Origin of the sequence: Lacrimispora sp. (genome assembly GCF_047605665.1) — a bacterium.
In the GTDB taxonomy this organism is placed as follows: Bacteria; Bacillota; Clostridia; order Lachnospirales; family Lachnospiraceae; genus Lacrimispora.
In genome coordinates this window covers 26,854-53,180 of the sequence record NZ_JASGFH010000022.1, presented here as the reverse complement: position 1 = coordinate 53,180, position 26,327 = coordinate 26,854, and the positions used below count along the sequence as shown (strand labels likewise).

Here is a 26,327-nt window from a genome sequence, read left to right as displayed (position 1 = left end):
CAATATTAAATGAAAAGGAAGGGAAGCAGTTATGAAGAAAAAAATCATCAGCAAAGGAATGGCAATGTTATTTCTCGTTTCAGCTCTTGCCGGCTGCGGATCAGCAGACTCCGGCAAAACCACAGCTCCTGCAGGAAGTGCACCTGAGTCCAGCACCGCAGTGGGAGAGACAGCAGGCACCGGCACGGAAAAGTCCGGCCCAAAGACAATTACCATGGCAATGGTTTCGGCCTGGGATACGTTGGTCCCCTTTGACACCACAAGTTCATATTCCGATACTGTGCTGGATATGGTGTTTGATAAGCTTGTCTATTTAAAGCAGGATGGAACGTACGAGCCGCGGCTGGCTGATTCATGGGAAATGAGCGACGATAATAAGGTGCTGACCGTGCATTTGAATGAAAATGCCAAGTGGCAGGATGGCCAGCCAGTGACGGCAGATGATGTGGTATTTACCTGCAAGGTATACGGTTCTCCCACGGTTTTGGCTGTCAGGCAGAATAATGTCAGCCCATTTGCAGGCTTTAAAGAAAGCGACGACAGCCTTCAGGTGGAGGCAGTGGATTCCCATACTGTGAAATTCACCTGTGCCCAGCCAACTAATATGGATTTCCTTTTCTTCATTAAATTCCGGGATATTTATATCCTTCCCAAGCATTTGCTGGGAGACACTCCGCTGGATAAGATCCGTGAGAGCAGCTATTGGGAGAAGCCTGTGGGCTCCGGTCCCTGTGTCTACGAAAGCCAGATCAGCGGTGAAAGAATAGAGTTTGCAGCCAATAAGGACTATTATCTTAAGAGCCCGGACTGGGACCGTTTTGTTGTTAAGGTCGTTGCTACACCAAGCCTGCTTTCGGGACTTATGAACAATGAAATCGACATACTTGCGGGAAATGTGGCCTCCCTCCCTCTTTCTGACTGGGATATGGCAAAGCAGCAGCAGAACCTGGTGTGTGAATCAACAAAGACTGTCGGTTATCAGTACATGGCAATCAATACCTCAAAGGATTATCTTCCTGCAAAGGTCAGACAGGCCATCAATATGGCAATCAACCGGGAAGCGATTGTAAACGGCCTGCTTAAGGGCCAGGGAGAGGCCGCTTTCAGCCCGTTCTCCAAGGAGCATAAGTATTATAATGATGTTGTCAATGTGGGGCTTAACACCGACAAAGCCAAAGAGCTTTTAAAGGAAGCCGGATGGGATGGTTCCCATGAGCTTGTATTTTCAGTGCCCACAGGCAATACCATCAGGGAGCAGGCCGCAGTGATTATCCAGCAGAACTTACAGGAAATCGGCATAAAGACAAAAATTGAATCAGCCGATTTTGCAGCCCATCTTACAAAAGTGAGAAACGGAGAATTTGACCTGGGCCTGATCGGTTCTGGAGGCTCTCCTGACCCATCGGAATGTGTCATCAATTTTAAACCGGATCATATCAATAACTTCTCACATTTAAGTGACTGGACCATTTACGATACCGGTGCAGCGGGCGAGCAGGCATTCAGCTTTGAGGACAGGAAAGTTTCTTATGACAAATATCAGGGGCTTTTGACAGAGCAGGTTCCGTTTTGCTTCCTGTATTTCCAGAATAATTTGTTTGCACACAATAAACGGATAGAAAATATCAAGGATAACCAGGATTACTCACAGCTTAACAGGGATGTGTGGAACTGGACTGTTACAGAGTAGAGGATTACCGAGGCTGTAAATTGTTTCTGAGGTAAAACTTAAGTCATACGGAGAAGTGCTTATAAGGAACGGAGGATTGTATGGAGCCTTTGCTGGAAGTTAAAAATCTGAAAACCTGCTTTAAAATTAACAAGAAATGGGTCCCTGCGATTGAGGAGGTCAGCTTCCTCCTCAATCCGGGGGAAACCCTGGGAATTGTGGGTGAATCAGGGTGTGGGAAAAGCGTGACATCCATGTCTGCTCTAAGACTTTTACCAAAGACAACCACAAAAATTGAGGCAGATGAAATCCTGTTCCGGGGACAGGATATATCCAGGATATCTGACAGCGAAATGATGGAAATCAGAGGCAAAGGCATAGGGATGATTTTTCAGGATTCCATGACCTCCCTAAATCCTGTCAAGACCATTGGAAAACAATTGTCTGAGGCATTCCTTGTGCATCATAGCTGCCCCAAGGGAGAGGCGGCTGCAAGAAGCATCGAAATGCTTAAAAAGGTAGGGATTCCTTCCCCGGAAAAACGATACTCGGAATATCCCCATCAGCTTTCGGGCGGAATGAGACAGAGGGTGATGATTGCCATGGCTCTGGCTCAAAATCCTCCCATGATTATTGCGGATGAACCGACCACTGCCCTTGATGTGACCATTCAGGCGCAGATTATGGAACTGCTTAGAGAGATGAAGGAGAAAACCGGAGTTGCCATTATGCTCATTACCCACGATATGGGAGTTGTGGCGGAAATGGCTGATAAGGTTATGGTCATGTATGCCGGAATGGTTATCGAATATGCGCCTGTCCGCGATATTTTCAGGGACCCGTGGCATCCTTATACGAAAGGCCTTCTGGCCTCCATTCCCCGCAGGGACAAGGATATAGACCGGTTATCTACGATAGAAGGAACGGTTCCAACCCTGACATCAATGCCTGATGGGTGCAGATTCTACGAGAGGTGCGGGTACGCATCCGAGAGGTGCAGGGCAGAGAGGCCGCGTATGTATCATGACGGGGAACGGAGCGTCTGCTGTTTTATGTATGAGGGCAAAGGCGGTAATGCTTATGAAAGCTGAACGTAATAAAATATTGGAAGTAAAGAATTTGAAGAAGTTTTTTTATGGCCGCAGAAGTCTGCTAAAGAAGGACAGAACGGTGGTTAAGGCAGTCAATGATGTGTCTTTTTCCATTGCGGAAGGAGAAACCTTTGGCATTGTAGGCGAATCAGGCTGCGGGAAATCCACTCTGGGCCGCTCGGTCGTCCAGCTTTTAAAACCCACGGAGGGAAAGGTGATGTACAAGGGTATGGATTTGGCCTCCCTTCCTCCGGAGCAGATGCGCAGGCTGAGAAGTGAAATCCAGATCATCTTTCAGGACCCGTACGCTTCGCTGAATCCCAGGATGACGGTGCGGGAGCTGATACAGGCTCCCCTGGATGTCTTTTCAGAAGAAAGCGCTGATGAGAAGCTGGAAAAGGTCAAAAGCATTATGGAAAAGGTAGGGCTTCGGGAGGAGTACCTAAGCAAATACCCCCATGAGTTTTCGGGCGGACAAAGGCAGCGTATTGTCATAGCCCGTGCTCTGATTCTCGACCCCAAATTTATTTTTTGTGATGAACCTGTTTCTGCCCTGGATGTGTCGGTCAAGGCTCAGGTGCTGAATTTAATGAAGGATCTCCAGAAAGAATTTAAGCTCACGTATCTGTTCATATCTCATGACTTAAGCGTGGTGCGGTTTCTCTGCGACAAGATTGCCGTCATGTATCTGGGAAAGATTGTGGAAATTGCGGACAAGGACGAATTATACAATAATCCAAAGCATCCTTATACAGCGGCCCTGCTGTCAGCAATCCCAATTCCGGATGTGGACGTCAAAAGAGAGCCCATCCTCTTGGAAGGTGATCTTCCCAGCCCGTATAATCCGCCCTCTGGCTGCCTGTTTCACAGCAGATGTAAATATGTGATGGAGCGGTGCAAAACCATAGAGCCGGAAATGACTGAGGTGGCAAAAGAACATTGCGCAGCCTGTCATTTGCTTAATAAGACAGAATAACAGATGGCTGGGGAATAAAAGGAGGCCGATGCTATGAGACCAAAGACCTGGATGGAAGAGCATGAAAAAGAGTTTATAGACGATATCTGTGAGCTTGTAAGGATACCGAGCGTCAGCGAGAGAACGCAAGTTAAGGGAATGCCGTTTGGAAAGCATTGCCTGGAGGCATTGGAAAAGGCCCTTGAAATAGGAAGACGGATGGGATTTCAGACATATAATCATGAGGGATACTGTGCGAGCTTACTGTGGAATGGGGAAACAGAAAGTGAAATCGGACTTTTTGGGCATACGGATGTGGTTCCTGCGGGAGATGGCTGGAGCAGCGACCCATACCAGCCGGCAGTGAAAGATGGGGTGATCATTGGAAGGGGCTCTTCGGACAATAAGGGCTCGCTCATGTCCGCACTTTACGCATTGCGGTATCTGAAAGAGACCGGATACCAGCCCAGGCACAGCTTCCGTTTCTTCCTCGGCTCAAACGAAGAAAAGGGTATGGAGGATATCTCCTATTACACGGAACACTATGGAGAACCTGAATTTTCCATTGTTCCGGATGTGCAGTTTCCTGTCTGTAATGGAGAAAAAGGGATTCTTGAAATTGATGCTGCCTGCCGGTTGGACAGTAAAGTCTTAACGTGGTTTCAGTCGGGCATCATGTCCAATTCCGTGCCTGCCTCGGCCAGTGCGGTCATTGCTGATTCTGGAGATATGGAGGAAAGGCTGTCCGGTACAGGTGCCGCAGTCGAGAGCTTGGGAAACGGGCGGTATTCAGTATCCGTAAGAGGAATCGGCGCACATGCAGCCTTTCCGGAAGGCTCAGAAAGTGCGGAGGTTAAGCTGGCTAAGATTCTTCTGGAGGCAGATATTCTTGACCCGGCGGCTGCCGCAGTGATGAAGGCAGTGGTATCCTTTTTCGGTGATTATTACGGAGCAGGGCTTGATATTCCCTTTGAAGACAGCCTGTCCGGGAAACTGACCCACGTAGGCGGGATGGCCCGGTATGACGGAAAGGTTTTCCGGCAGAATATAAACATACGCTATAATGTAAAAGCGGATTATGATGAGATGATAAAGCGTATTGAAAACAGCCTGATGAAATACGGTTTCTTCATTGAAAAGATTCATGATAATAAGCCCTGTTTTACAGACCCGGACTCACCGGCTGCGGCTGAGTTAGTGAAAATTTGCAATGATCATTTAAAAATGGAACTTAAGCCCTATGTAATGGGCGGGGGCACATACGCAAGAAAGCTGAAACATGCCGTGGGATTTGGCCCTGGAATGCCGGGAGGCAAAAAGCTGTTTGGAGAAACGCGGGGCAGCGCCCATCAGCCGGATGAATACGCTGAGATCAAATCTTTAAAAGCTGCATTTGAAATATATGTGGATGCAATCAGAAAACTTGATGAATTAGTTTGAGGAAAGAGATTCTTCCGGATCATATTGATGTTTACAATGGTTTTTTGTTAATAAATGGAGCGGCGTTCGTTTGAACCCGCTCCGTTTTTGTTTTTAAAATTTGCATTGAAAGTGTTTTTCCAACTGTTCCTGGGCATTTCTAAGAGCTTCTTCCGGGGTTGATACGCTGCTGTAGGTATCTTTCACGGCCATTCCCAGAATGTTTAAAAACTTTCTCTCGTCAAAGGGCAGTCCTGCGTGTCCGGGAATGCGGTTTCCCTTGGTCAACGGAAAGCATTTTTTGGACAGGCTCATCCAGGGGAAGTTATTCATGACCTCGTAATTTTCATACGTCTTCCTGCAGGGAGAGGTGCTGCCTAAAAGAGAGGCTGCCGAGGAAATGGGCTCGCTGCACATCCACCGGATGAAGGAGAGGGCATTTTCCGGCTGGGAGGAATACTTTGACACTCCAAGGCTGCCTCCGCCGATGACCGGATTGGCTCCCGGCATCATGGTGTAGCCGATGTTGCCCACCACATTGGAGGTGTTGTCCAGGAAGGGACCGGCATAGTTGCTGTAGAGAATGGACATGGCAAAGTTTCCTGAGGCAAAGCTTTTGGCCGTATCGGTCCACCAGCCGCAGTAATCGGGCTGGGTGCAGCGCTTGAGCTCCGTCAGCTCCCTTAAGGACTGGAGGGAGATTTCCGAATCGAGACGGATTTGCCCCTTGCCGTCGTATAAATTTTCCTGATGGCTGAAAAGCCTTGCAAGGTATTCAGAACCGGCCACTCCTGTGGAGCCCATGGTGACCGTAGCCCCGTATTCCACGGGAGAGGAGGGATTGATTTCCCTGGTGAAAAATGCCGCGATCCGGTTGAACTCCTCAAAGGTTCTGGGAGGCACCAGTTCGGTGCGGAACTGCTCGAAATACATCCTTTTATAAATAGGGCTTTCAAACAAATCCTTTCTATAATAGAGAATCTGAACGCTGGGGGTGGAGGGCAGGGCGTAAACCTTTTCGTGGACTCTGGCGTAGCGCTCCGGGGTTCCCTCCAAAAAGTCGTCAAAGCTGTTTTCAATATCCGGGTCAATATCCGTCAAAGGCATCAAAAGCTTCTGGGCAAACCAGGAAAGCCAGGTCACATCCAGGCGGAGGACATCGTAATTGGAGGAAGCGTTCATCATGTTAAAGGCTTCGTAAATCTCATCATAGGAAAAAATGCAGATATTCACGTCAATGCCGCTTTTTTTCGTATACAGGTGGGAAAAGCTTTTCATGATATAAGCTTCCGGGCTGTCCAGGGTGATGACGTTTAAGGTTCTGGGCTCTTTGGGGACTATGATATTGGAATACCAGTTGCGAAAGCCGCTGCTTTCCAAAAGCCGCTGTCCAAAGCCTTCCTTTTCCTCTCCCGTCTTTTTTAAGAGGGCTTCGGCTGCAACCTTTCCCAACTGGCGGTAATTCATCTCGTACTTGGTGAAATCATTTTCAGGCATGGTGAATACAGGGGAAACCGTATAGATGTCCAGCCCTTCCCTGGTATCGTAAAAGGTGGAACAGATGTCCTTTACGCTTTCTGCAAAGCCGTAATTGGAAATAAAAAAAGCCTGGGGCATGGAATCGCCCGATATCTGCATGATATTCTGGTATTTGCGGAAGGGGTCTGTCTGGATATGGGTCACCTGACAGCCGGTTTTTCCTGCGGCCTCCATAAATCCCCGGTAAAAGTCGGCTTCATTGGAAAAACAGAGATTTCCCGTCAAAAGGCATACGCTGGTATAGCCAAGGTCCAAAGCCTTACGCCCCATCCGCCTTCCTGCCTCTTCATAATTAAAGCCGATAAAATCCCCGCCAAAGGATGGCTTGTGCTCGATGAAAACCATGTCCGAGACATCCACATCCTTTTTATAAACAGTGGATTCGTGGAGAGTACCCGCTGCCACGGAAATGCAGGCGATCCCCTTTGCCTGAAGTGTTTTGGCCTCAATTAAGGCCTCTTCTTCGCTTAAGGGCGTGTTTTCATGAGTTAAGTGCCGGGTCACTGTAAATCCGTGGCTCTGGGCATAATTTTTAAATCCGGAATAAAAGTCCTGGTACTGCTTGGCTGAAGAATCCGGCATAATAACTGCAAGAGAATCGTTAAAACCCTTCCGCAGCAGGGCGGCCCGTTCATTGTGCACATATCCCAACTGGTGAACGGCATTCATAACGCGTCTTATTTTTTCGCTGCTGACATTGCCTTTTCCGTTTAGAACGTTGGAAACAGTCCCCTGGGCAACCCCTGCCAGCTTTGCGATATCCTTAATTGTAGCCATAGTATCCTCCTGTATTTCTCATCCATACTATACCATACACCCAAAAAAACAACAATCTCAAATGTATTATTGAACAACGTTCAATTATTAATTATACATTAAAAAGATTAACTTGTGCAATGTGTTTTGTTTGAATTAAATACTGATATAATTTACATGCATTTTACACATAAAAATATTGAATTATAATTGACACGTTTCAATTACAATGTTATAATTTACTCACCATAAAGTAAAAATAAAAAAGGAGGAAACAAATGAAAAAGAAGTCAGTAATAGCAGCAGCACTTTGTCTTGCCCTTTCCGCTTCCATGTTAAGCGGATGCGGAAACAGTGGAAACAGCGGAAATACTGCCGGAGGAACTTCTGCGGCCGGAGGGGCGGAAAGTTCCCAGAGCGCCGAGTCAAAGGCGGAAGGCGGCGACGGCCTTCATCTCACCTTTTACTACCCGGTTCAGGTAGGCGGTTCGGCAGCAGCACTGATTGAGCAGATCTGTAAGGACTTTAATGCGGAAAATCCCGATATCGTGGTGGAGCCTGTTTACACCGGAAACTACGACGATACGGTCACCAAAATCCAGACTGCCGTTCAGGGAGGAACTCCCCCGGATGTATTCGTAAGCCTTGCAACCCAGCGCTTTACCATGGCATCTACCGGTATGGCTATGCCTCTCGATGACCTCATCGCCTCCAGCGAAGACGGAAAGGAATACATCGGAGATTTCTTAGAGGGCTTTATGGAAGACTCTTACGTGGATGGCCAGATTTATTCCATCCCCTTCCAGAGAAGCACCATGGTTCTTTTCTACAACAAGGATGCCTTTAAAGAAGTCGGACTCGATCCGGAAAAACCGCCGACAACCTGGGAAGAATTGGTGGAATACGGCACAAAGCTGACCAATGAAAACCGCTACGGCGTGGGCCTTGCTTTAAACTCAGGTTCTGCCCAGTGGGGATTCACAGGCTTTGCCCTTCAAAACAGCGCAAACGGTGAAAACCTGGCAACAGAAGACGGAAAGGCCGTTCTCTTTGACACTCCTGAAAATGAAGAAGCCCTTCAGTTCTGGCTGGACCTTCAGAACAAGCATAAGATCATGGCTCCCGGCATCGTACAGTGGACAGACCTTCCCACCCAGTTCCTGGCTGGAGAAGTGGCTATGATCTACCACACCACAGGAAACATGGCAAACATCAGCAAGAACGCTGAATTTGAATTCGGAACCGCATTCCTTCCGGGGCACAAGAGAACAGCAGCTCCTACAGGCGGCGGAAACTTCTACATTTCAAACGGCATTTCTGAGGACAGAGTTCAGGCTGCATGGAAATTCATCCGTTTCGCAACAGATACAGAGAGAGCAGCTCAGTGGTCTCTGGATACAGGCTATGTAGCTACCAGAAAATCCTGCTATGAGACAGACCTGTTAAAGAAGTATTATGAAGAGCTTCCTCAGGCTAAGGTTGCTTACGAGCAGATTCCGCATTCCAAACCAGAGCTTACCACTTACAATGCGGCTGAAATCTGGAGAATTTTAAATGACAACATCCAGGCAGCAGTCGTAGGCGATGCCACTCCTAAGGAAGCCTTGCAGGCTGCCCAGGAACAGGCAACAGAGATTCTGGCAGAGTATCAGTAACTTACAGCAGCCGGAGCCGCTGCAGATCACTCGTGATGCAGCGGCTCCCTGTTTATTCAGGGACATGCCCTGACGGAGGTGAATATGAAAATACAAACAAAAAAGCAGCGGGAGTTAAAGCATAACCTTTTGGCATGGCTCCTGGTTGCCCCCTCTCTGTTTTTTATGCTTATTTTTACCGTTTATCCTGTTTTCAGAAGCATTTATTTGAGCCTGACAAAATACAAACTGGGAATGAAGGGACCGGAGTTTACCGGGTTGGGAAATTACATCAACCTGGCTGGTTCCGCTCTTTTTTGGAAGGTCATGGGCAATACCCTGTTTTTCGCCCTCATCACCATTATCCCAAGCATGGTGGTAGGACTTTTCCTGGCAGTGGTGGTAAACAGAAAAAGCCGTATGACCGGATTTGTGCGAACAGCTTACTTCTATCCTGTGATCATGCCCATGATCGCCATCGCAAGCATCTGGATGTTTATTTATATGGCAAAGAACGGACTGTTCGATCAGATGCTGGGGACTCTGGGCTTTAAGCCTGCCAATGTGCTGTCCAGCAAAAAGACGGTTCTTCCTGCCATGGCATTTATGTATGTGTGGAAGGAAGCCGGTTATCTGATGGTATTTTTCTTATCAGGCATTCAGAGCATTTCTACGGAGGTGAATGAGGCCGCCAGAATTGACGGGGCAGGGCCCTGGACTGTTTTTAGGAAGATCACCTTTCCTCTTTTAGCCCCCACCCTTTTATTCGTGTCCACCATCGCTTTGACCAACAGCTTTAAGCTGGTGGATCACGTGGTGATCATGACCGAGGGCGCCCCTAACAATGCTTCTACACTGCTTTTGTATTACATTTACCAGCAGGGCTTTACCAACTTCAACTATGGAATATCGGCGGCCCTGACAACGGTCATGCTGGTTCTGCTCATGATTGTTGCCCTTCCCAGGTTCTTAAGCCAGGATAAAAAAATACATTATAACTAAAGGAGGATAGGAATATGACGAAAAAAATGATCAGCTCCATGATTACGGCATTTGCAGTTCTTTTGGGGCTTTTATGGCTGATTCCCCTGATCTGGATGATTGGGACCGCATTTTCCATTCCTTCCTTTCACATGACCTTGTTTCCCAATACCGCTTTTACTCTGGATAACATCGTCTACGTCTGGAATGCGATTCCTTTCGGCACTTATTATTTGAACACCCTCATCCTGGTGTGCTGTACCTTTGCCGTGCAGTTTTTCACCTCCACCCTGGCGGCTTATGCATTGGGAGTTATGGACTTTAAGGGCTCCTCCATTGTTTTTGCTGTGATCTTCATGCAGATCATCATTCCCAATGACGTGCTCATCACCCCTAACTTCATGCTCCTGTCAGAATTAAAGCTGGTGGACACCAAGGTGGGCATGATGCTTCCCTTCTATGGAAGTGCGTTGGCAATCTTCCTTTTAAGGCAGCATTTTAAATCCATCCCAAAAGCCCTTGCCGAGGCGGCCAGAATTGACGGGGCTACTATCTGGCAGACCATTTGGCGGGTGTATATGCCGTGTGCAAAACCGGCCTATCTCTCCTTTGCGGTCATATCGGTCAGCTACCACTGGAACAACTATTTATGGCCGTTGATCGTGACCAATTCACCGCAGAACCGGACTCTGACCGTGGGTCTGGCGATTTTTGCCAAGTCCAAGGAGGCCAATATGCAGTGGGCGAATGTCTGCGCGGCTGCATTTATCATCATCATACCTCTGCTTACAACGTTCTTCGTTGCCCAGAAACAATTTATGAGCAGCTTTGTGAGCGCAGGAATTAAAGAATAGACGGGAGGTTGTACCAATGAAATTGAACTTTATCGGAAAGGGCAGCGCCTTCTATCCCGTTTACGGCAATACCGGCGCATATCTTCTGGAAGGAAAGGAGCTGTATTTGCTGGACTGCGGGGAGCTGGCCTTTGACTTTCTCTATGAACATGTGGATTTGGAACAGGTGGAACGGGTGTATGTGATCCTTACCCATCTTCATGCGGACCATGTGGGCAGTCTGGGGACCCTTATTTCTTACTTTTACTTTCACCAGGGCATACAGGTTCATGTGGTCCATCCGGAACGTACGGTGATAGAGCTGCTTTCCCTGTTGGGAATTGAACAAAAGGGATACTGTTATTCCAAGCTGCTTCCTGAAAACAGCGCAGGCATTGAGGCACGGCCTGTGGAGGTAAAGCATGCGGGCAATATGAGGTGTTACGGTTATCTGCTTTCGGATGGGGAGGAGACTGTTTACTACAGCGGAGATTCCTCTGAGGTGCCGGAAGAAATATTGACAGCCTTCCTCGCAGATGAAATTGACCGCATGTATCAGGATACCTCCACCCATGACGAGCCTAATCCATCCCATTGCTATTATGGGAAGCTGGAGGCAGGCATTCCGGTTCAGAAGAGAGACCGGGTATTCTGCATGCATCTGGACAGTCCTTGTGAGGAGATGCTTAAGGAGAAGGGATTTCAGGTTGTGGAGGTTTATAGCGGAGGGTGATCACCATGTTTCAAAGAAAATCCAGAGAATCCATTTTCAAAAGCCCATGGATTGAACTTTTTTTAGATGATGTGGAAGACAATCACAATCATCCTTTAAAATACAATGTGGTTCATTTTGAAAATGAATCCGTGGTCGCGGTTGTGAAGAAAGAAAACTGCTTTTTAATGGTGGATGCCTACCGCTACCCCATTGAAAAAGTACAGACCGAGTTCCCGGCAGGAAGCATTGAGGCTGGGGAATCGCCGGAAGAAGCTGCCAAAAGAGAGGTCCTGGAAGAAACGGGAATTGAGATTTCCTGCAAAGATATTTCCTACTCCTTTTACCCTTCCAACGGAATCACAGACCAGAAGATACACGTCGTATTTGCGGACTATGAAAAGGGTGAGCTTACCTCCCAGGATGAAATTCTCACATGCTTCTGGATGGAAGAAGATGAGCTCATAGAAAAGGTTCTGGCAGGAGAAATTACAGATGCCCTCACCCTGGCGGCATTGCTCTATTACAGGCTGGTTAAAGTTTCCTGAAATCTTGACAGACTCTATATACCATGGTACGATAAGGCAAATGAAAAACAGATGGCCTGAGAGATGACAGAGCCGGGGGATGAGTGCGAGGAAGCGTTCATTTCTAAGGCTCTTTCTTTATATTTTGATAAGCGTTTAACAAACTATGAGAAGATCAAGGGAAGTCGACTGGAGGGGAAGAAATTGGAAGTAACAGATGCATTATTTGGAACATTTACCGCGTCATATCTTTTAGCACAGTTGGAATACATGCTGCGGATCGTGACAGCCGGATTTTTGGGCTTTCTGATCGGCCATGAGAGAAAAAATCAGAACAAGCCGGCAGGTGTGAGGACTCACGCCATTGTTGCCCTCGGTTCAGCCCTCATCATGGTGGTTTCAAAATATGGATTTTTAGATATGCCGGTACAGACAGACGGAACCCGGATCGCAGCTCAGGTAGTCAGCGGAGTGGGCTTTTTGGGAGCAGGCGTTATCTTTGTCAGGAACAATCTGGTAAACGGCCTGACAACTGCCGCAGGAGTATGGGCCACCGCAGGGGTGGGCCTGGCTCTGGGAGCGGGGCAGTATATTGTGGGCATTATGACTTCTGTCCTGATCATCGGCATACAGATGATGACCCACAAGATTACATATTTTTCCCAGGCAGCTTCTTCCGGATGCTTAAATATTACCGTAGTGGAGAATCCCAGCGCAATCAACCGCATGGAGGACTTCTTAAAGGATGAGAATCACGTGGAAATCATTTCCATAAGGACGGAAAAAACCAAGAGCGGCATGATCAGAATGCAGTTTGAAGTCATTTATCCGTCAGGCTTTGACAAGGGAATGCTTCTGACCCGGCTGGCGGAACAGGAAGATGTCATGGAAGTCAGCGAATAGGCTTAAAATGGGAGCTGAAGGGGAAAGAAATTTCTTGACAATCCCGTGAGAATTGTGCTAGCATTAACTTAAATAAATAAAGTGCCTTTGAGACGAAAGAGTAAGGGTGATATTGCGGAGAGATTCGCATATTTCCTCTACTCTTTTTTATTTTGCGCATAACAAGCCGGGCAATTCGGTCGTATATTTGACCGGTCTGGCCGCGCAACAGCAGAAACTATATGGAGGAGAAGAACATGAAGGAATTGTATTACGATGCGGCAATTATCGGGGGAGGCGTCATCGGATGTGCAGTTGCAAGAGAGCTGTCACGGTATGACCTAAAGATCTGTGTCATCGAGCGTGAGGAGGATGTCTGCTCCGGTACGTCAAAAGCCAACAGCGCCATTGTTCACGCAGGCCATGATGCGACCCTGGGGTCATGGAAGGCGAAATTCAATGTGGAAGGAAATCACATGATGGGAAAGCTGGCCGAGGAGCTGGACTTTTCATTCGTTCAAAACGGTTCTCTGGTTCTCTGTTTTTCAGAGGATGAAATTCCGGCCTTAAAAAAACTCCTTGAAAAAGGGGCGAAGAATGGAGTGGAAGGCTTATCCATCCTTTCCGGAGACGAAGTCCGGGCCATGGAGCCTAATGTGTCCGATCAGGTGGTGGCCGCCCTCTATGCGCCCACCGGCGGAATCGTATGTCCTTTTGGCCTCACCCTTGCCCTGGCGGAAAACGCCTGCGACAACGGAGTGGAATTCCTGTTTCAAACCGAAGTGACAGAAGTGATAAAGACCTCAAACGGTTATGATTTAAAGGCAAAAGACTGTATCATCCACACTTCCTATGTAGTCAATGCAGCAGGAGTTTATGCGGATGTGCTTCACAATATGGTAAGCGAAAAGAAGATTCATATTACCCCTAGAAAGGGAGATTACTTACTTCTTGACAAGGAGGCGGGAACCCATGTGACCCGCACCATTTTCCAGCTTCCGGGCAAGATGGGAAAGGGTGTTTTAGTCACTCCTACGGTTCACGGCAACCTGCTTGCAGGACCTACGGCAACCGATGTAAAGGATAAAGAGACCACAAGGACCGATGCTGAGGAATTGGCCGATGTCATGGAAAAGGCTGCCTGGGGCGTGAATAACATCCCCTTCCGCCAGATCATCACCTCTTTTTCCGGCCTCAGAGCTCATGAGGATGGAAATGACTTCATTGTGAGTGAAGTCGAAGACGCAGAAGGATTTTTCGATGCCGCAGGAATTGAGTCTCCCGGCCTTACAAGCGCTCCTGCTATAGGCGTATACCTTGCAGAGCTGGTTGCCAAAAAGGCCAATGCTTCAAAGAAGGAGAACTTTAAAGGAACCCGTCAGGGAATCGTTGATCCCCGTAAGCTGCCGCGGGAGGAGAGGGCAGAGCTCATTAAGAAGAATCCTCAGTACGGCACCATCATCTGCCGCTGTGAGGAAGTCAGTGAAGGCGAAATCGTGGATTCCATCACCCGCACTCTGGGAGCTGTTTCCTTAGACGGAATCAAGCGCCGTGTCCGTGCAGGCATGGGAAGGTGCCAGGCGGGATTTTGCGGTCCCAAAACCATGGAGATTCTGGCCAGGGAAACCGACAGGGATATCGAAGACATCTGCAAGAACAGGCCCGGTTCCAGCATGTTGACCGGACATAAACAGGGAGGAGCACACCATGACAGAGCATGACATTGTAATAATCGGAGGGGGACCGGCCGGACTTGCCGCAGCAGTGGCCGCAAAAAAGGCGGGAATTACAGATATAATGATCCTGGAACGTGATGAAATGCTGGGAGGAATTTTAAACCAGTGCATTCATAACGGCTTTGGACTCCATACCTTTAAAGAGGAGCTGACCGGACCGGAGTACGCGGCCCGTTATATTGACATGGTGGAAGCGGAAGAGATTCCCTACCGGTTAAACACCATGGTTTTAGATATCAATGAAAATAAAGAGATAACAGCCATCAGCCGCGAAGAGGGGCTGACCACCATAAAGGCCAAGGCAATCGTACTGGCCATGGGATGCAGGGAAAGGCCCAGAGGAGCCTTAAACATACCGGGATACCGCCCTGCAGGAATCTATTCCGCAGGAACGGCCCAGAAGCTGATGAACATGGATGGATTTGCGGTGGGAAAGGAAGTCGTGATTTTAGGCTCCGGCGATATCGGCCTTATTATGGCAAGGCGTATGACTTTAGAAGGAGCCAAGGTAAAGGTGGTTGCAGAGCTGATGCCTTATTCCGGCGGCTTAAAGAGAAATATTGTCCAGTGCCTCGACGATTACGGAATTCCCTTAAAACTGAGCCATACGGTAGTGGATATCGAAGGAAAGGAGCGTCTGACCGGAGTCACTCTGGCCCAGGTGGATGAAAACCGCAGGCCCATAAAAGGCACCGAAGAATACTATAGCTGCGATACCCTCCTTCTCTCCGTAGGATTGATTCCCGAAAATGAGCTTTCCAGAAATGCAGGAGTTACCATGAACCCTGTCACCTCAGGGCCAATGGTAGGCGACAGGCTGGAAACCAGCGCAGAAGGCATATTCGCCTGCGGCAATGTACTTCACGTTCACGATCTGGTGGATTACGTGTCTGAAGAAGCCGCTATGGCAGGCACCAATGCGGCTGCCTATGTAAAAGCCGGTGCAGGGGAAAAGAACTCTCATACCGTGGAATTAAAGGCTGAAAACGGAGTCCGTTATACCGTTCCCCAGACCGTTGATCCCTCCCATATGGCGGATCAGGTGACGGTTCGTTTCCGGGTTGCAGACGTATATAAAGACCGTTACATCAGCGTCTATTACGACGATGTAAGGGTATCCCACAAGAAAAAACGAGTGCTGGCGCCCGGTGAGATGGAGCAGGTGGTCTTGAAAAGAGACAGCTTCTCAGAATATCCGGACTTAAAAAGAATCCTTATCTGTACGGAGGTGGAATAAATGGAAGTAAGAGAAATGACCTGTATCCGCTGTCCCCTGGGATGTTCCCTCACAGTGTCCATAGAAGGGAACCAGATCGAGGTGACGGGACACTCCTGTAACCGCGGCGTTGAATACGGAAAAAAAGAGGTATTAAGCCCTACCAGAATGGTGACCTCCTCGGTTCCTGTAACCGGAGGCAATATGGAAATGGTGTCCGTAAAGACCGCCCAGGACATTCCCAAGGATAAGATATTCGCCTGTATGGAGGAAATCAGGAAGGTGACGGTTTCTGCTCCCGTTTCCATAGGAGATGTGATCATCCCTGACTGCGCCGGAACCGGAGTCTCCATTGTTGCCACCAGAAATATAAAAAAAGCATAGAAAAAGACTGAGACAGTCCCCGGCTTCCGGCCCTTTGGATTTTCGTTCAAAGCTCTGGGAGCCGGGGGCTGTTTTTGCAAAAGTGGGGAAATAATTGCTTTATTTTGCACGGAAATGGCCTACTTCGTAAAATTTGCCTTGACGGTGGGGGAAAGGATTGATAAAGTAGAACCATATCCCTGTTATGGGATGGACAGCGCTGAAATTAGCGTCTGTAAACCCTGTCTTGTGGGTTGGAGGAATATTGATGAAAGTAATGGAACTGCTGCTGTTTGGCGTACAGAGAATGTTTATCATCGATTCTCTTGCCATGAATACCGTGAAAAAGCAGATCAATGCCTTTCGTCCGGACGTGATTGAAATCATGCCGGGAATCATGTCCAAGGTCTTAAAAGAGATCCGGGATTACACCGGTATTCCCATTATTGCAGGCGGACTGATATCCGATAAAAAGGATATTATGGCAGCCTTTTCTGCGGGCGCAGATGCAATCTCTGCCACAAAGGAAGAGTTATGGTTCATGTAAAAGGAGGAAGCTATGAAATTAGTTACATACGAGGTTGACCGGAGAAAAGATATCGGGGTTGTGAGCAGGGATGAGATGTGGGTATTTCCGCTCAGGGCTTTCGGTATGGAGTACAAGGAGATGCTTGAGTTAATCAAAGGACTGAGCCAGTCGGAGATGGATTTACTGGAGCATGCTGCGGGCCTGGACCCTCACAAAAGCAACATTGTCGGAGCTGCCATGATGTCAGAAGTCGAGCTTCTGGCGCCAATCCAGGTACCGGGGCAGGACATTATCTGTCTGGGGCTTAATTACATGGAACATGCGGAAGAATCCGCACGCTTTAAAAAAGAGGAATTTGACGGAAAACGGGAGAAAGCGGTTTACTTTTCCAAGCGGGTGAATGAGGCTGTAGGGCCCTGCGGACAGATTTTAAGCCACAGCGACATTGTGGAAGGCTTAGATTACGAGGCAGAGCTGGGAGTGATCATCGGAAAGGACACCAAAGATGTGGCTCCAGACAAGGTGAAGGATTATATCTTCGGCTATACGGTGATCAACGATGTCAGTGCCCGGAATTTACAGAATGATCACAAGCAGTGGTACTTTGGAAAGAGTCTGGATGGATTCACCCCCATGGGTCCCTGCATCCTGACAGCCGGTTCCACATCCTATCCGCCAAAGCTTTCCATCCAGTCCAAGGTCAACGGCGAGCTTCGCCAGGAGAGCAATACAGGACTGATGATCTTTGACATTGACCATGTTGTCAGTGAGCTGTCAAAGGGCATGACCCTGAAAGCAGGAGCCATTATTTCCACAGGAACGCCTAAGGGAGTGGGGATGGGCTTTACGCCTCCTAAATTCCTGTCACCGGGAGATGAAGTGGAATGTACCATAGAGAAAATCGGAACGATTAAGAATAAAGTGGTATAAATTAAAGAAAGGCTGTCCCAAACCGGGCCAGCCTTTTTTGCATCAATTAATAATTTTCAGCTTTTCTTTCAAAATAAGCCTTTGGATGAGCACATGCAGGACAGAGCTCAGGAGCTTTTTCGCCTTCGTGAATGTAACCGCAGTTGCGGCACTTCCAGCCAAGAGGAGCGTCTCCCTTAAAGGTTGTGTCATTCTTTACGCTTTCAAGAAGCTTTAAATAACGTTTTTCATGAGCAGCTTCCACTTTTGCTACGAACTCAAATTTAACAGCCAGAGCAGCGAAGCCTTCTTCTCTTGCTTCATCAGCCATTCTCTTGTACATGTCAGTCCACTCGTAGTTTTCGCCTTCAGCGGCAGCAGTTAAGTTGTCTTCCACGCTGCTGATGTCGTGGAGTTCTTTAAACCACATCTTTGCATGCTCTTTTTCCTGATCTGCAGTCTCTAAATACAAGGCAGCCATCTGCTCATAGCCAGCCTTTTTAGCCACGGAAGCATAATAAGTGTACTTATTTCTTGCCATGGACTCGCCTGCAAAAGCATCCTTTAAGTTCTGTTCTGTTTTTGTTCCCGCATACTTGTTAGACATCTTATAAACCCTCCTGAATATTATGTATTATTAATGATCAGTTACCTGTGGTTAGGAATGAGGGACAACGAAAATGCCGCTGCCCCTGCAAAATGATTAACCGAAGTATCTCTCCAGTAAGCCCTTAAACGCTTTTCCGTGACGGGCTTCATCTTTTGCCATCTCATGTACTGTATCATGAATTGCATCTAAATTCAAGGCTTTTGCGCGTTTTGCAAGGTCAAATTTACCTGCTGTGGCGCCGTTTTCAGCAGCAACTCTCAATTCCAGGTTCTTTTTTGTGCTGGAAGTCACGCATTCTCCTAACAGCTCAGCGAACTTGGAAGCATGTTCAGCCTCTTCAAAAGCAGCCTTCTCATAATATAAGCCGATTTCAGGATAGCCTTCTCTGTGGGCAGCTCTGGACATGGCAAGGTACATGCCTACCTCTGAACATTCGCCTTCAAAGTTAGCTCTTAAATCCATCATGATATCTTCAGGAGAACCCTGAGCTACGCCGATCTCATGCTCGCATGCCCATGACATATCTCCATCCTGCAATTTGAATTTTTCAGAACCAGCCTTACATACCGGACAAAAATCCGGAGCTGTCTCTCCTTCGTGAACATAGCCGCATACTGTACAAACCCATTTCTTCATGATCTTAAGTCTCCTTTTTATTTGAAAATTTGTGTCTTTCTCTTGTGCAATCAATAATAGTAATGATTACTGATATTAATTTATCACAAGTTTTTTCTTATGTCAAGAATTTTTCTCAATTATTTCCCAAACAATCTTTGCAGGTGCCGTAAAAATAGATGGTATGGCCGTCTACCAGACCGTTTGTGTTCTCCTGGGCCAGCCGGTTGATATGATCCATGGGGTCCAACAGCAGATCATTGACCTGACCGCACTCCTTGCATATGAAATGGTAGTGGGGTGATGTATCTGCATCAAAGTGGTCCGCGCCGTCTCCGCATGTCAGCTTCCGGATTTCTCCCAGCTCCACCAGAAGGTTCAAGTTCCGGTACACGGTTCCCAGGCTGATGTTGGGATATTCTTCGCGGATGGAGGTGTATAGCGCATCGGCAGTGGGGTGGTCGTGTCTTGCCATAAGGCAGGTTTTAATGGACTCCCGCTGACGGCTGTACTTTAATGTTTTCATGGCCGCTCCTTTTCTATTGAATAATAATCATAGTAGTAATTGTTACTATTTAATAATAAAAGATTTTCGGTCATTTGTCAATGTACAGATGGCTGGTAAAGCTTTTGGTTAAAAGCTGCTTATAAATATGCCTTCAGCTTTGGGATATAGGGCAGAAGCCGTTCCAGGGAGGAATTGACGATCAGCTCCTCAGGAAAATCCACCTCTTTGATCAGCTCTAAGGCCTGTCGGTGGTTTCCGATATCCGCTTCGATATGGGCATCGCTGTCAATGATGATGGAGGTTTTGTACCGCTTGCATAATTCCAGCATGGTCCGGTAATTTTCCCTGGCGTTTTTTCTGGGGTTTAAGGGGTGGAGGGAGCTGGAGTTGACCTCCAAAAGGGTGCCGTGTCTGGCGGCGGCAGCCACAAGGGTGTCGTAGTCCACCGGAAACCGCCCGTCATCGGGATGGCCGATGATATGAATCAGAGGATTTTTAATGGCCCCTAAATAGGCATTGGTATTTTCCGTAACAGTTCCGCTTTTAAAGCAGGGCTCGTGAAGGCTGGCAATGGAATAGTCCAGCTTTTCCAAAAGCCCTCTCCGCAAATCCACCCGTCCGGTGTGGTCCAGAATGTTGAGCTCCGCCCCCATGAGCACGTTGATCCCAAAAAGCTTGCGGGGAATGACCTTGAAATTGATAAAATAAAAGTCATGAGTTGCCCCCGGCATCTTAGGGCCGTGATCTGAAATGCCTAATAAGCTGAGGCCCTTTTCAGAAGCGGATTTAGCCATCTCATATAAGGTGTTATAGGCATGTCCGCTGGCAATGGTGTGGGTGTGCAGGTCCATGATGTCCTTCATATTTCCAGTCCTTTCTATATCTGTTTCCGGGGTTTTAATTTACAGGGATATTATACCATATATTTGAAATATAACACATTTTAAGAGAGAAAACCATTCTCAGGGAATAAGAATCTTTTTTATCCGAAAACTATAGAAATATCCCCCCAAATATGATAAAAATATAATTAGAATTCATGTAAAACATGAAGTTTACAGAAACGGAGGAAATTCAGATGAGTGAAGAAAATAAAGCCCCCCTTCTTGCAGAAGAACCGGTAGAAACCATGGCGGATTATGCGGCGGAGCTGGAGGCGTCCTTTAAGAGGGTGAGAGAAGGCGACCAGCTTACCGGAACCGTTGTCAGCGTCAGCGAGGACAAGGTGATTCTGGATTTAAAATATTATGCAGAAGGAATCATCTATAAAGAGAATATGAGCAATGATCCTGATTTTATTTTAAACCTGGAGATTCACCCCGGAGATGAGATCACGGCAGAGGTCATAAGGACCGATGACGGAGAGGGAAACATCCTCCTTTCCAGAAAGATGGCCAACGACCGTCAGGCATGGGACAAGTTAAAGGCCATGCTGGAGGACAGGACTGTGACAACCGTCAAGATCGCAGAGATCGTAAAAAGCGGAGCAGTTGCATTCTTGGAAGGCGTCAGGGGATTTATTCCGGCTTCCAGACTTTCTGCGGAATATGTGGAGGACTTGGAGGAATATAATGGTAAGACCATCGAAGTCACCGTCATTACGGCAGATGAGGAAAATAACAAGCTGGTGCTCTCAGGCAAGGAGCCGGCCCTTTTAAAGATGAATGAAGAAAAGAGCAAAAAGATCGCCAAATGCCAGGTAGGAACCGTTATGGAAGGAACTGTAGACAGCATAAAGGACTACGGCGCATTCATAAACCTGGAAAACGGTCTTTCCGGTCTTCTTCACATCTCCCAGATCAGCACCCAGAGGATCAAACATCCAGGTGTCGTTTTAAAAGAAGGACAGACAGTGAAGGTGAAAATCATCTCCACAGCAGACAACAAAATCAGCCTGAGCATGAAGGCCGTTTTAGAGGATGAGGAAGCCGCAGAAGAGGTATTTGACTACCAGGAGGAGGGTTCTGCCTTCACAGGTCTTTCCTCTTTATTAAAAGGATTAAAATTTTAGAAACTCAAGGAAAACAATATAAATTGCCAGGTTTCTATGGTATACTATGAAAAGGACTGGGGGGCTGCTAAAATTTGGGGCTGCCCCTGTCTTATGGGGTCAAATACCCCGTGGGGTATTTGACTCCCGCAGCATTCGCCAGATGCAGGAATGCAGGCATTCCCGCGTGTGGCCCATTGCTTGCGGAAATTAAAGCGCAGGTGAAAGAGGGGAGGGGTATGAAGAATGAATATTCCCAAATCATTTGATCAGGTGGACCAGTGGAAATCTGTAATGTTTTTGTATGATTCGGCATTAAAGGAAATCAACACAAAGATCGAGATACTCAACAATGAGTTTGTTCATATCTATAATTACAATCCAATTGAGCACATCAAGTCAAGACTTAAAACGCCGGACAGCATTGTAAAGAAGCTGAAACGGTACGGTTACGAAGTGACCATCAACAACATGGTGGAACAGTTAAACGACATCGCCGGAATCCGGATTATTTGTTCCTTTACGTCAGATATTTACCAGATTGCGGAGATGATAACGAGGCAGAGTGATGTTACGGTCCTTTTTGTAAAGGATTACATCAAGTATCCCAAGCCAAACGGCTACAAGAGCTACCATTTGGTCCTTACCATACCGATCTATCTGGCAGACGGGCCGGTGGATACCAAGGTGGAGGTTCAGATCAGGACCATTGCCATGGACTTTTGGGCCAGTCTGGAGCATAAGATTTACTATAAGTTCGAAGGCAATTCTCCGGCCTATTTACAGCAGGAGCTAAAAGCCTGTGCGGATGTGGTAAATGTGCTGGATGCCAAGATGTTTTCCCTGAACCAGGCCATACTGGAGCTGAGTGAAGCCCAGCAGAGAAAGGCCCTGGAAGGGGAAAAGACGGAAGAGGAAGATCTGACATAAAAGCGCAGCCTTGACGATTCCATTCGCCGGGGCTGCTTTTGACTTGGCAGAGAAGAAGGTCATAAAGAAATGAGCACGTTAATCAAGGATACATGGAGGATTTTTAAGTTCAACCAGAAAAATGCGTTTGTGTTTGGATTTTTGTTCCGGCTGGTCACCACCATCCTGTACCTGACGATCTTAAACAAAGGCGTTTTGTTTGCCCTGCGCATGGCAGGCTACAGCTATTTAACCGGGGCAAATATCGGCGCTTTTCTGGTAAAGCCATGGACCTTGATTTTACTGTTTGCAATGGCTGCTGCGGGCATCCTCATCCTGACCCTGGAAACGGGCTGCTTTCTAACCCTTTATCAGGGGGCTTTTTATTCCTGGAGGATGAAGCCCTGGGAGATTCTGGCAGGGGGCTTTTCCAAGCTGGCTGATGAGGTGCAAAAGGGGAACTGGCGGCTGGGACTTTTAATCCTGGCTAATTATGCATTTTCCAATCTATATCTGATGTACCGGCTTTTGACCCATGTAAAGCCTCTTAATTTCGTCCTCATGGAAATGCTCCGCCAGCCCTGGTGGAGGGCGGCTCTGGTCATTTTTCTCATCCTCCTTCTGGTGACGGTGGTGCCGGGGCTTTACGCGTTTCACGCCTGTATGATCGAGCAGAAAAGCTTCTGGGACGGATATTTGAAAAGCTGGTGTTTTGTAAGGCGCCGGCTGTTTAAGGTTGTCTGTTTAATGCTTATTTATTACGGGGCAGCCATCATAGGCCTGCGGCTGGTTTACTGGTTCTGCGTGCTGATCACGGCAGCGGCCATGACCCTGCTTCCGGACAACAGGCTGGCTCTGGCCATTCTCCCGGCGGCCTGTGACAGGATCGAGCTGGTGCTCATATTCTTTACCAGCATGCTCATGACCATCGGAAATTTCGGCGCCCTCAGCCTTCAGTATCTGCAGTATGGAAACGGATATAAGAGAAAGGAAAAGGGCTTTTATCAGGCTCATAAAAAGTATGCGAACCGGCGTATGGCGGTTGCGGTCATGGCGGCTTCTGCGGCAATCAGCCTGGTCTCCCTTTTTTATGCGGTGCGCAACGGCTCTGTGATCACAGGGGATATTTTAGAGGAAATCCAGATCACCGCCCATAGAGGCAGCTCCAAGTCCGCACCGGAAAATACGCTGGCGGCTATGGCAAAGGCCGTGGAGGAGCTGGCTGATTTTGTGGAAATCGATGTTCAGGAGACAAAGGATGGGGTGGTGGTTTTAGGACACGATACCACCTTAAAACGGGTTTCCGGTGTAAACCGCCCCATAAGCTCCTATACCTTTGAGGAATTGAAGGGGCTGGAGGCGGGAAGCTGGTTTTCCAGTGAATTCAAAGGAGAGCCGATTCCCTCTTTAGAGGAAATTATGGAATACTGCAAGGGCCGGATTAATATTAATATTGAGCTTAAGAACCTGGGCAGTGAAAGCCTGCTTCCGGATAAGGTGGCGGAGCTGATCGGGAAATACCAGATGAAGGAGCAGTGCGTGGTCACCTCCAGCCGGTTTTCCTATCTGGACCGCATCCGGGAACTGGACCCGGATATCCGGACGGGATATATTGTTTCAGCGGCCTATGGAAATTACTATTCCAGTGATACTATTGACTTTATCAGCCTTCGTTCCAGCTTTGTGACAGAGCGGATGGTGGAGGCGGCCCATGAAAAGGGAAAGGCCGTCCATGCCTGGACGGTGAACACCAAAAGTGAGCTGGAACGGATGAAGATGCTGGGAGTGGATAATATCATAACCGATTATCCGGTTCTGGCGAGAGAGATCGTATACCGGGAAGAGGCCACGGAAACGCTTTTGGAGTATTTGAGACTGGTACTTAGATAGACAGGAGAAAATGATATGAAGGTTGTACTGCAGCGGGTGTCCGGCGCCGGCGTTACGGTGGAGGGCACAAAGATTGGTTCTATTGGGAAGGGATTTTTGCTTCTCCTTGGAGTGTGTGATACGGATACAAGGGAAATCACGGAAAAGATGGCGGATAAGATATGCAAGCTGAGGATTTTCCAGGATGAAAACGGGAAGACCAACCTCTCTCTGGCCGATGTGGGAGGAGAGCTTTTGGTGGTCAGCCAGTTCACCCTGTATGCGGACTGCAAAAAGGGCAACCGGCCCAGCTTTATTAAGGCAGGCAGCCCCGCTCTTGCGGAGGAGCTTTACGAATATATGGTGGAGCAGTTAAAGAATCGGGGAAACAAGGTGGAACACGGCAGCTTCGGAGCCGATATGAAGGTGGAGCTCGTCAACGACGGCCCCTTTACCCTGGTCCTTGACAGCCAGGAGATATGTGCATCAAATTAAGCGGCAGGGCGAAATGCCCGCTGACATCATCGGAGGTTTACTTAAATGGAAAAAACAATAGGACAGAAGCTCCAGGAGGAGCTGACATTTACATTTCCCCATATTGCAAAGGCAGCGCCGGAGCAGAGAGCAGAGGCAGAGGAGTTCTGCCAGGGTTATAAGAGATTTTTAGACAACGGCAAGACAGAGCGTGAATGCGTCAGAGAGGCTTTGGCAATGCTGGAAATGCAGGGCTACGTGCCCTTTGAAGAGGGAAAGGCCTATAAGACCGGAGATAAGGTCTATCAGGTGAACAGGAATAAGGCGATTATGGCAACCACCTTTGGAAGAGAGAGCCTGGATAAGGGCGTGCGCATCAACGGCGCCCACATCGATTCCCCAAGGCTGGATTTAAAGCCAAATCCCCTTTATGAAAAAAGCGAACTGGCTTTCTTTAAGACCCATTATTACGGCGGAATCCGTAAATACCAGTGGGGTGCTACCCCTCTTGCCATGCACGGCGTGATCATCAAGAAAAACGGGGAAACCGTTGAAGTGAATATCGGAGAGAAGGAGGGTGATCCCGTATTCTGCGTGACAGACCTTCTTCCCCATTTAGCGGCAGAGCAGAATGAGAGAAAGTTAAAGGACGGCTTAAAGGGAGAGGAGCTTAACGTGCTTGTGGGCTCCATTCCGTATCTTGACCAGGCGGAGATTAAGGAGGGAGTCAAGCTCTTGGCCCTTAAGCTTCTGCATGAGCGCTACGGCATTGTGGAAGCCGACTTTTTCCGGGCGGAAATCGAGATGGTTCCGGCGGGAAAGGCCCGCGACGTGGGACTGGACAACAGCATGATCGGAGCCTACGGCCAGGATGACAGGGTCTGTGCCTACACGGCCCTGATGGCGGAAATCGAAGCCAGGGAGCCGAGGTATACCACGGTGACCATTCTGGCAGATAAGGAAGAAACCGGTTCTGACGGAAATACGGGGCTTAACTCTGACTTTGTCCGTCACTACATTGAGGACCTGGCCCAGATGGCAGGGGTTCATGCCAGAACCGTTCTGCGCAATTCCATCTGCCTTTCTTCTGACGTGAATGTGGCCTATGACCCTAACTTCCCCCAGGTGTGTGACGAGAGAAATACCTGCTTCTTAAATAAGGGCTGTGTTTTGACCAAGTACACAGGGGTGCGGGGAAAGGTGGGCACCAACGATGCCAGTGCAGAGGTGATGGCAAAGGCAATCGCTATTTTGGAGCAGGAAGGCGTTTACTGGCAGGCAGGAGAGCTTGGAGCCGTGGACCAGGGCGGCGGCGGAACCATTGCCAAGTATGTGGCCCATATGGATGTGGACGTGGTGGATTTGGGAGTTCCCATTCTTTCCATGCATTCTCCTTTTGAGCTTTCCTCTAAGCTGGATGTGTATAATACATACAGAGCATTTCAGGCATTTTACAAGTAATAAAATTTAAGTGAAGGAAGTTACGCTTTCCTTAAGAAATATATGCCAATTTCAGGAAAAGGCTTTTTTTACCTTGGCTGATGTGGTATAACTGTCAGGAGACAGTTTTGTCAGAATTAATTTAAATAGAAGGAAAAGGA

Annotated in this window: 25 protein-coding genes; 20 read left to right on the top strand and 5 right to left on the bottom strand. The window is 48.0% G+C overall.

Annotation, left to right across the window (positions count from 1 at the left end):
• Positions 1 to 31 precede the first annotated feature (31 nt).
• From QM657_RS16530 to QM657_RS16515, 4 genes are all read left to right on the top strand, one after another.
• Positions 32 to 1,690 carry an ABC transporter substrate-binding protein gene (locus tag QM657_RS16530; protein ID WP_415067804.1) on the top strand — a complete coding sequence of 553 codons (1,659 nt, stop codon included), beginning with the start codon at positions 32 to 34 and terminating at the stop codon, positions 1,688 to 1,690.
• An 80-nt stretch (positions 1,691 to 1,770) separates the two neighbouring features.
• A complete protein-coding gene (locus QM657_RS16525) occupies positions 1,771 to 2,760 on the top strand; it encodes an ABC transporter ATP-binding protein (RefSeq protein ID WP_415067803.1) in 990 nt (329 codons plus the stop codon).
• Positions 2,750 to 3,736, top strand: a complete 987-nt coding sequence (locus QM657_RS16520) for an ABC transporter ATP-binding protein (protein WP_415067802.1) — start codon at positions 2,750 to 2,752, stop codon at positions 3,734 to 3,736. The genes QM657_RS16525 and QM657_RS16520 overlap by 11 nt, the downstream gene beginning before the upstream one ends.
• A gap of 33 nt (positions 3,737 to 3,769) precedes the next feature.
• Positions 3,770 to 5,155, top strand: coding sequence for a Sapep family Mn(2+)-dependent dipeptidase (locus QM657_RS16515; protein WP_415067801.1), 1,386 nt, complete (start codon positions 3,770 to 3,772; stop codon positions 5,153 to 5,155).
• 93 nt (positions 5,156 to 5,248) lie between these two features.
• On the opposite strand, the gene QM657_RS16510 is transcribed toward QM657_RS16515, so the two are convergent.
• Positions 5,249 to 7,450 carry an extracellular solute-binding protein gene (locus QM657_RS16510; protein WP_415067800.1) on the bottom strand — a complete coding sequence of 734 codons (2,202 nt, stop codon included), beginning with the start codon at positions 7,448 to 7,450 and terminating at the stop codon, positions 5,249 to 5,251.
• Positions 7,451 to 7,707: 257 nt separating this feature from the next.
• Here QM657_RS16510 and QM657_RS16505 point away from each other — a divergent pair, with 257 nt between their 5' ends.
• From QM657_RS16505 to QM657_RS16455, 11 genes are all read left to right on the top strand, one after another.
• Positions 7,708 to 9,084, top strand: coding sequence for an ABC transporter substrate-binding protein (locus tag QM657_RS16505; protein WP_415067799.1), 1,377 nt, complete (start codon positions 7,708 to 7,710; stop codon positions 9,082 to 9,084).
• Between the two features lie 84 nt (positions 9,085 to 9,168).
• Positions 9,169 to 10,065 carry a carbohydrate ABC transporter permease gene (locus QM657_RS16500; RefSeq protein ID WP_415067798.1) on the top strand — a complete coding sequence of 299 codons (897 nt, stop codon included), beginning with the start codon at positions 9,169 to 9,171 and terminating at the stop codon, positions 10,063 to 10,065.
• 14 nt (positions 10,066 to 10,079) lie between these two features.
• Positions 10,080 to 10,898, top strand: coding sequence for a carbohydrate ABC transporter permease (locus tag QM657_RS16495; protein ID WP_415067797.1), 819 nt, complete (start codon positions 10,080 to 10,082; stop codon positions 10,896 to 10,898).
• A 16-nt stretch (positions 10,899 to 10,914) separates the two neighbouring features.
• Complete coding sequence (locus tag QM657_RS16490; RefSeq protein ID WP_415067796.1) at positions 10,915 to 11,610, top strand: MBL fold metallo-hydrolase; 696 nt, start codon at positions 10,915 to 10,917, stop codon at positions 11,608 to 11,610.
• Between the two features lie 5 nt (positions 11,611 to 11,615).
• Complete coding sequence (locus QM657_RS16485) at positions 11,616 to 12,137, top strand: NUDIX hydrolase (protein WP_415067795.1); 522 nt, start codon at positions 11,616 to 11,618, stop codon at positions 12,135 to 12,137.
• Positions 12,138 to 12,200: 63 nt separating this feature from the next.
• Positions 12,201 to 13,019 (top strand): MgtC/SapB family protein, encoded by an 819-nt coding sequence (locus tag QM657_RS16480; RefSeq protein ID WP_415067794.1) that lies wholly within the window; start codon positions 12,201 to 12,203, stop codon positions 13,017 to 13,019.
• Between the two features lie 236 nt (positions 13,020 to 13,255).
• Positions 13,256 to 14,719, top strand: a complete 1,464-nt coding sequence (locus QM657_RS16475; protein ID WP_415067793.1) for an NAD(P)/FAD-dependent oxidoreductase — start codon at positions 13,256 to 13,258, stop codon at positions 14,717 to 14,719.
• The gene (locus QM657_RS16470) at positions 14,706 to 15,971 is read left to right on the top strand and encodes an NAD(P)/FAD-dependent oxidoreductase (protein ID WP_415067792.1); all 1,266 of its coding nucleotides are present in this window, start codon (positions 14,706 to 14,708) and stop codon (positions 15,969 to 15,971) included. The genes QM657_RS16475 and QM657_RS16470 overlap by 14 nt, the downstream gene beginning before the upstream one ends.
• Entirely contained in the window at positions 15,972 to 16,334 is a 363-nt protein-coding gene (locus tag QM657_RS16465) for a DUF1667 domain-containing protein (RefSeq protein WP_415067791.1), read from the top strand. It abuts the gene before it with no gap.
• Between the two features lie 247 nt (positions 16,335 to 16,581).
• The gene (locus tag QM657_RS16460; protein ID WP_415067790.1) at positions 16,582 to 16,860 is read left to right on the top strand and encodes a glycerol-3-phosphate responsive antiterminator; all 279 of its coding nucleotides are present in this window, start codon (positions 16,582 to 16,584) and stop codon (positions 16,858 to 16,860) included.
• Positions 16,861 to 16,872: 12 nt separating this feature from the next.
• Positions 16,873 to 17,772 carry a fumarylacetoacetate hydrolase family protein gene (locus tag QM657_RS16455; protein WP_415067789.1) on the top strand — a complete coding sequence of 300 codons (900 nt, stop codon included), beginning with the start codon at positions 16,873 to 16,875 and terminating at the stop codon, positions 17,770 to 17,772.
• Between the two features lie 46 nt (positions 17,773 to 17,818).
• Here QM657_RS16455 and rbr read toward each other — a convergent pair whose 3' ends face one another.
• The 4 genes from rbr to QM657_RS16435 all read right to left on the bottom strand — a co-directional run bounded on the left by rbr (position 17,819) and on the right by QM657_RS16435 (position 20,347).
• On the bottom strand, positions 17,819 to 18,358 hold the full coding sequence (gene rbr, locus QM657_RS16450; protein WP_415067788.1) for a rubrerythrin: 540 nt from the start codon (positions 18,356 to 18,358) through the stop codon (positions 17,819 to 17,821).
• A gap of 96 nt (positions 18,359 to 18,454) precedes the next feature.
• Positions 18,455 to 18,997 carry an NADH peroxidase gene (locus tag QM657_RS16445; protein WP_415067787.1) on the bottom strand — a complete coding sequence of 181 codons (543 nt, stop codon included), beginning with the start codon at positions 18,995 to 18,997 and terminating at the stop codon, positions 18,455 to 18,457.
• Between the two features lie 115 nt (positions 18,998 to 19,112).
• A complete protein-coding gene (locus QM657_RS16440; protein ID WP_415067786.1) occupies positions 19,113 to 19,502 on the bottom strand; it encodes a Fur family transcriptional regulator in 390 nt (129 codons plus the stop codon).
• 119 nt (positions 19,503 to 19,621) lie between these two features.
• Positions 19,622 to 20,347: a phosphatase gene (locus tag QM657_RS16435; RefSeq protein WP_415067785.1), complete on the bottom strand. Its 726-nt coding sequence runs from the start codon at positions 20,345 to 20,347 to the stop codon at positions 19,622 to 19,624.
• 215 nt (positions 20,348 to 20,562) lie between these two features.
• Between QM657_RS16435 and QM657_RS16430 the strand changes: the two genes are divergently transcribed.
• From QM657_RS16430 to QM657_RS16410, 5 genes are all read left to right on the top strand, one after another.
• The gene (locus QM657_RS16430) at positions 20,563 to 21,495 is read left to right on the top strand and encodes a S1 RNA-binding domain-containing protein (RefSeq protein WP_415067784.1); all 933 of its coding nucleotides are present in this window, start codon (positions 20,563 to 20,565) and stop codon (positions 21,493 to 21,495) included.
• 225 nt (positions 21,496 to 21,720) lie between these two features.
• Positions 21,721 to 22,404 carry a GTP pyrophosphokinase gene (locus QM657_RS16425; protein WP_415067783.1) on the top strand — a complete coding sequence of 228 codons (684 nt, stop codon included), beginning with the start codon at positions 21,721 to 21,723 and terminating at the stop codon, positions 22,402 to 22,404.
• A gap of 69 nt (positions 22,405 to 22,473) precedes the next feature.
• Positions 22,474 to 24,273 carry a glycerophosphodiester phosphodiesterase family protein gene (locus QM657_RS16420; RefSeq protein WP_415067782.1) on the top strand — a complete coding sequence of 600 codons (1,800 nt, stop codon included), beginning with the start codon at positions 22,474 to 22,476 and terminating at the stop codon, positions 24,271 to 24,273.
• A gap of 15 nt (positions 24,274 to 24,288) precedes the next feature.
• Positions 24,289 to 24,747: a D-aminoacyl-tRNA deacylase gene (gene dtd / locus QM657_RS16415; protein WP_415067781.1), complete on the top strand. Its 459-nt coding sequence runs from the start codon at positions 24,289 to 24,291 to the stop codon at positions 24,745 to 24,747.
• Between the two features lie 45 nt (positions 24,748 to 24,792).
• Positions 24,793 to 26,187, top strand: coding sequence for an aminopeptidase (locus tag QM657_RS16410; protein WP_415067780.1), 1,395 nt, complete (start codon positions 24,793 to 24,795; stop codon positions 26,185 to 26,187).
• Positions 26,188 to 26,327: the final 140 nt, after the last annotated feature.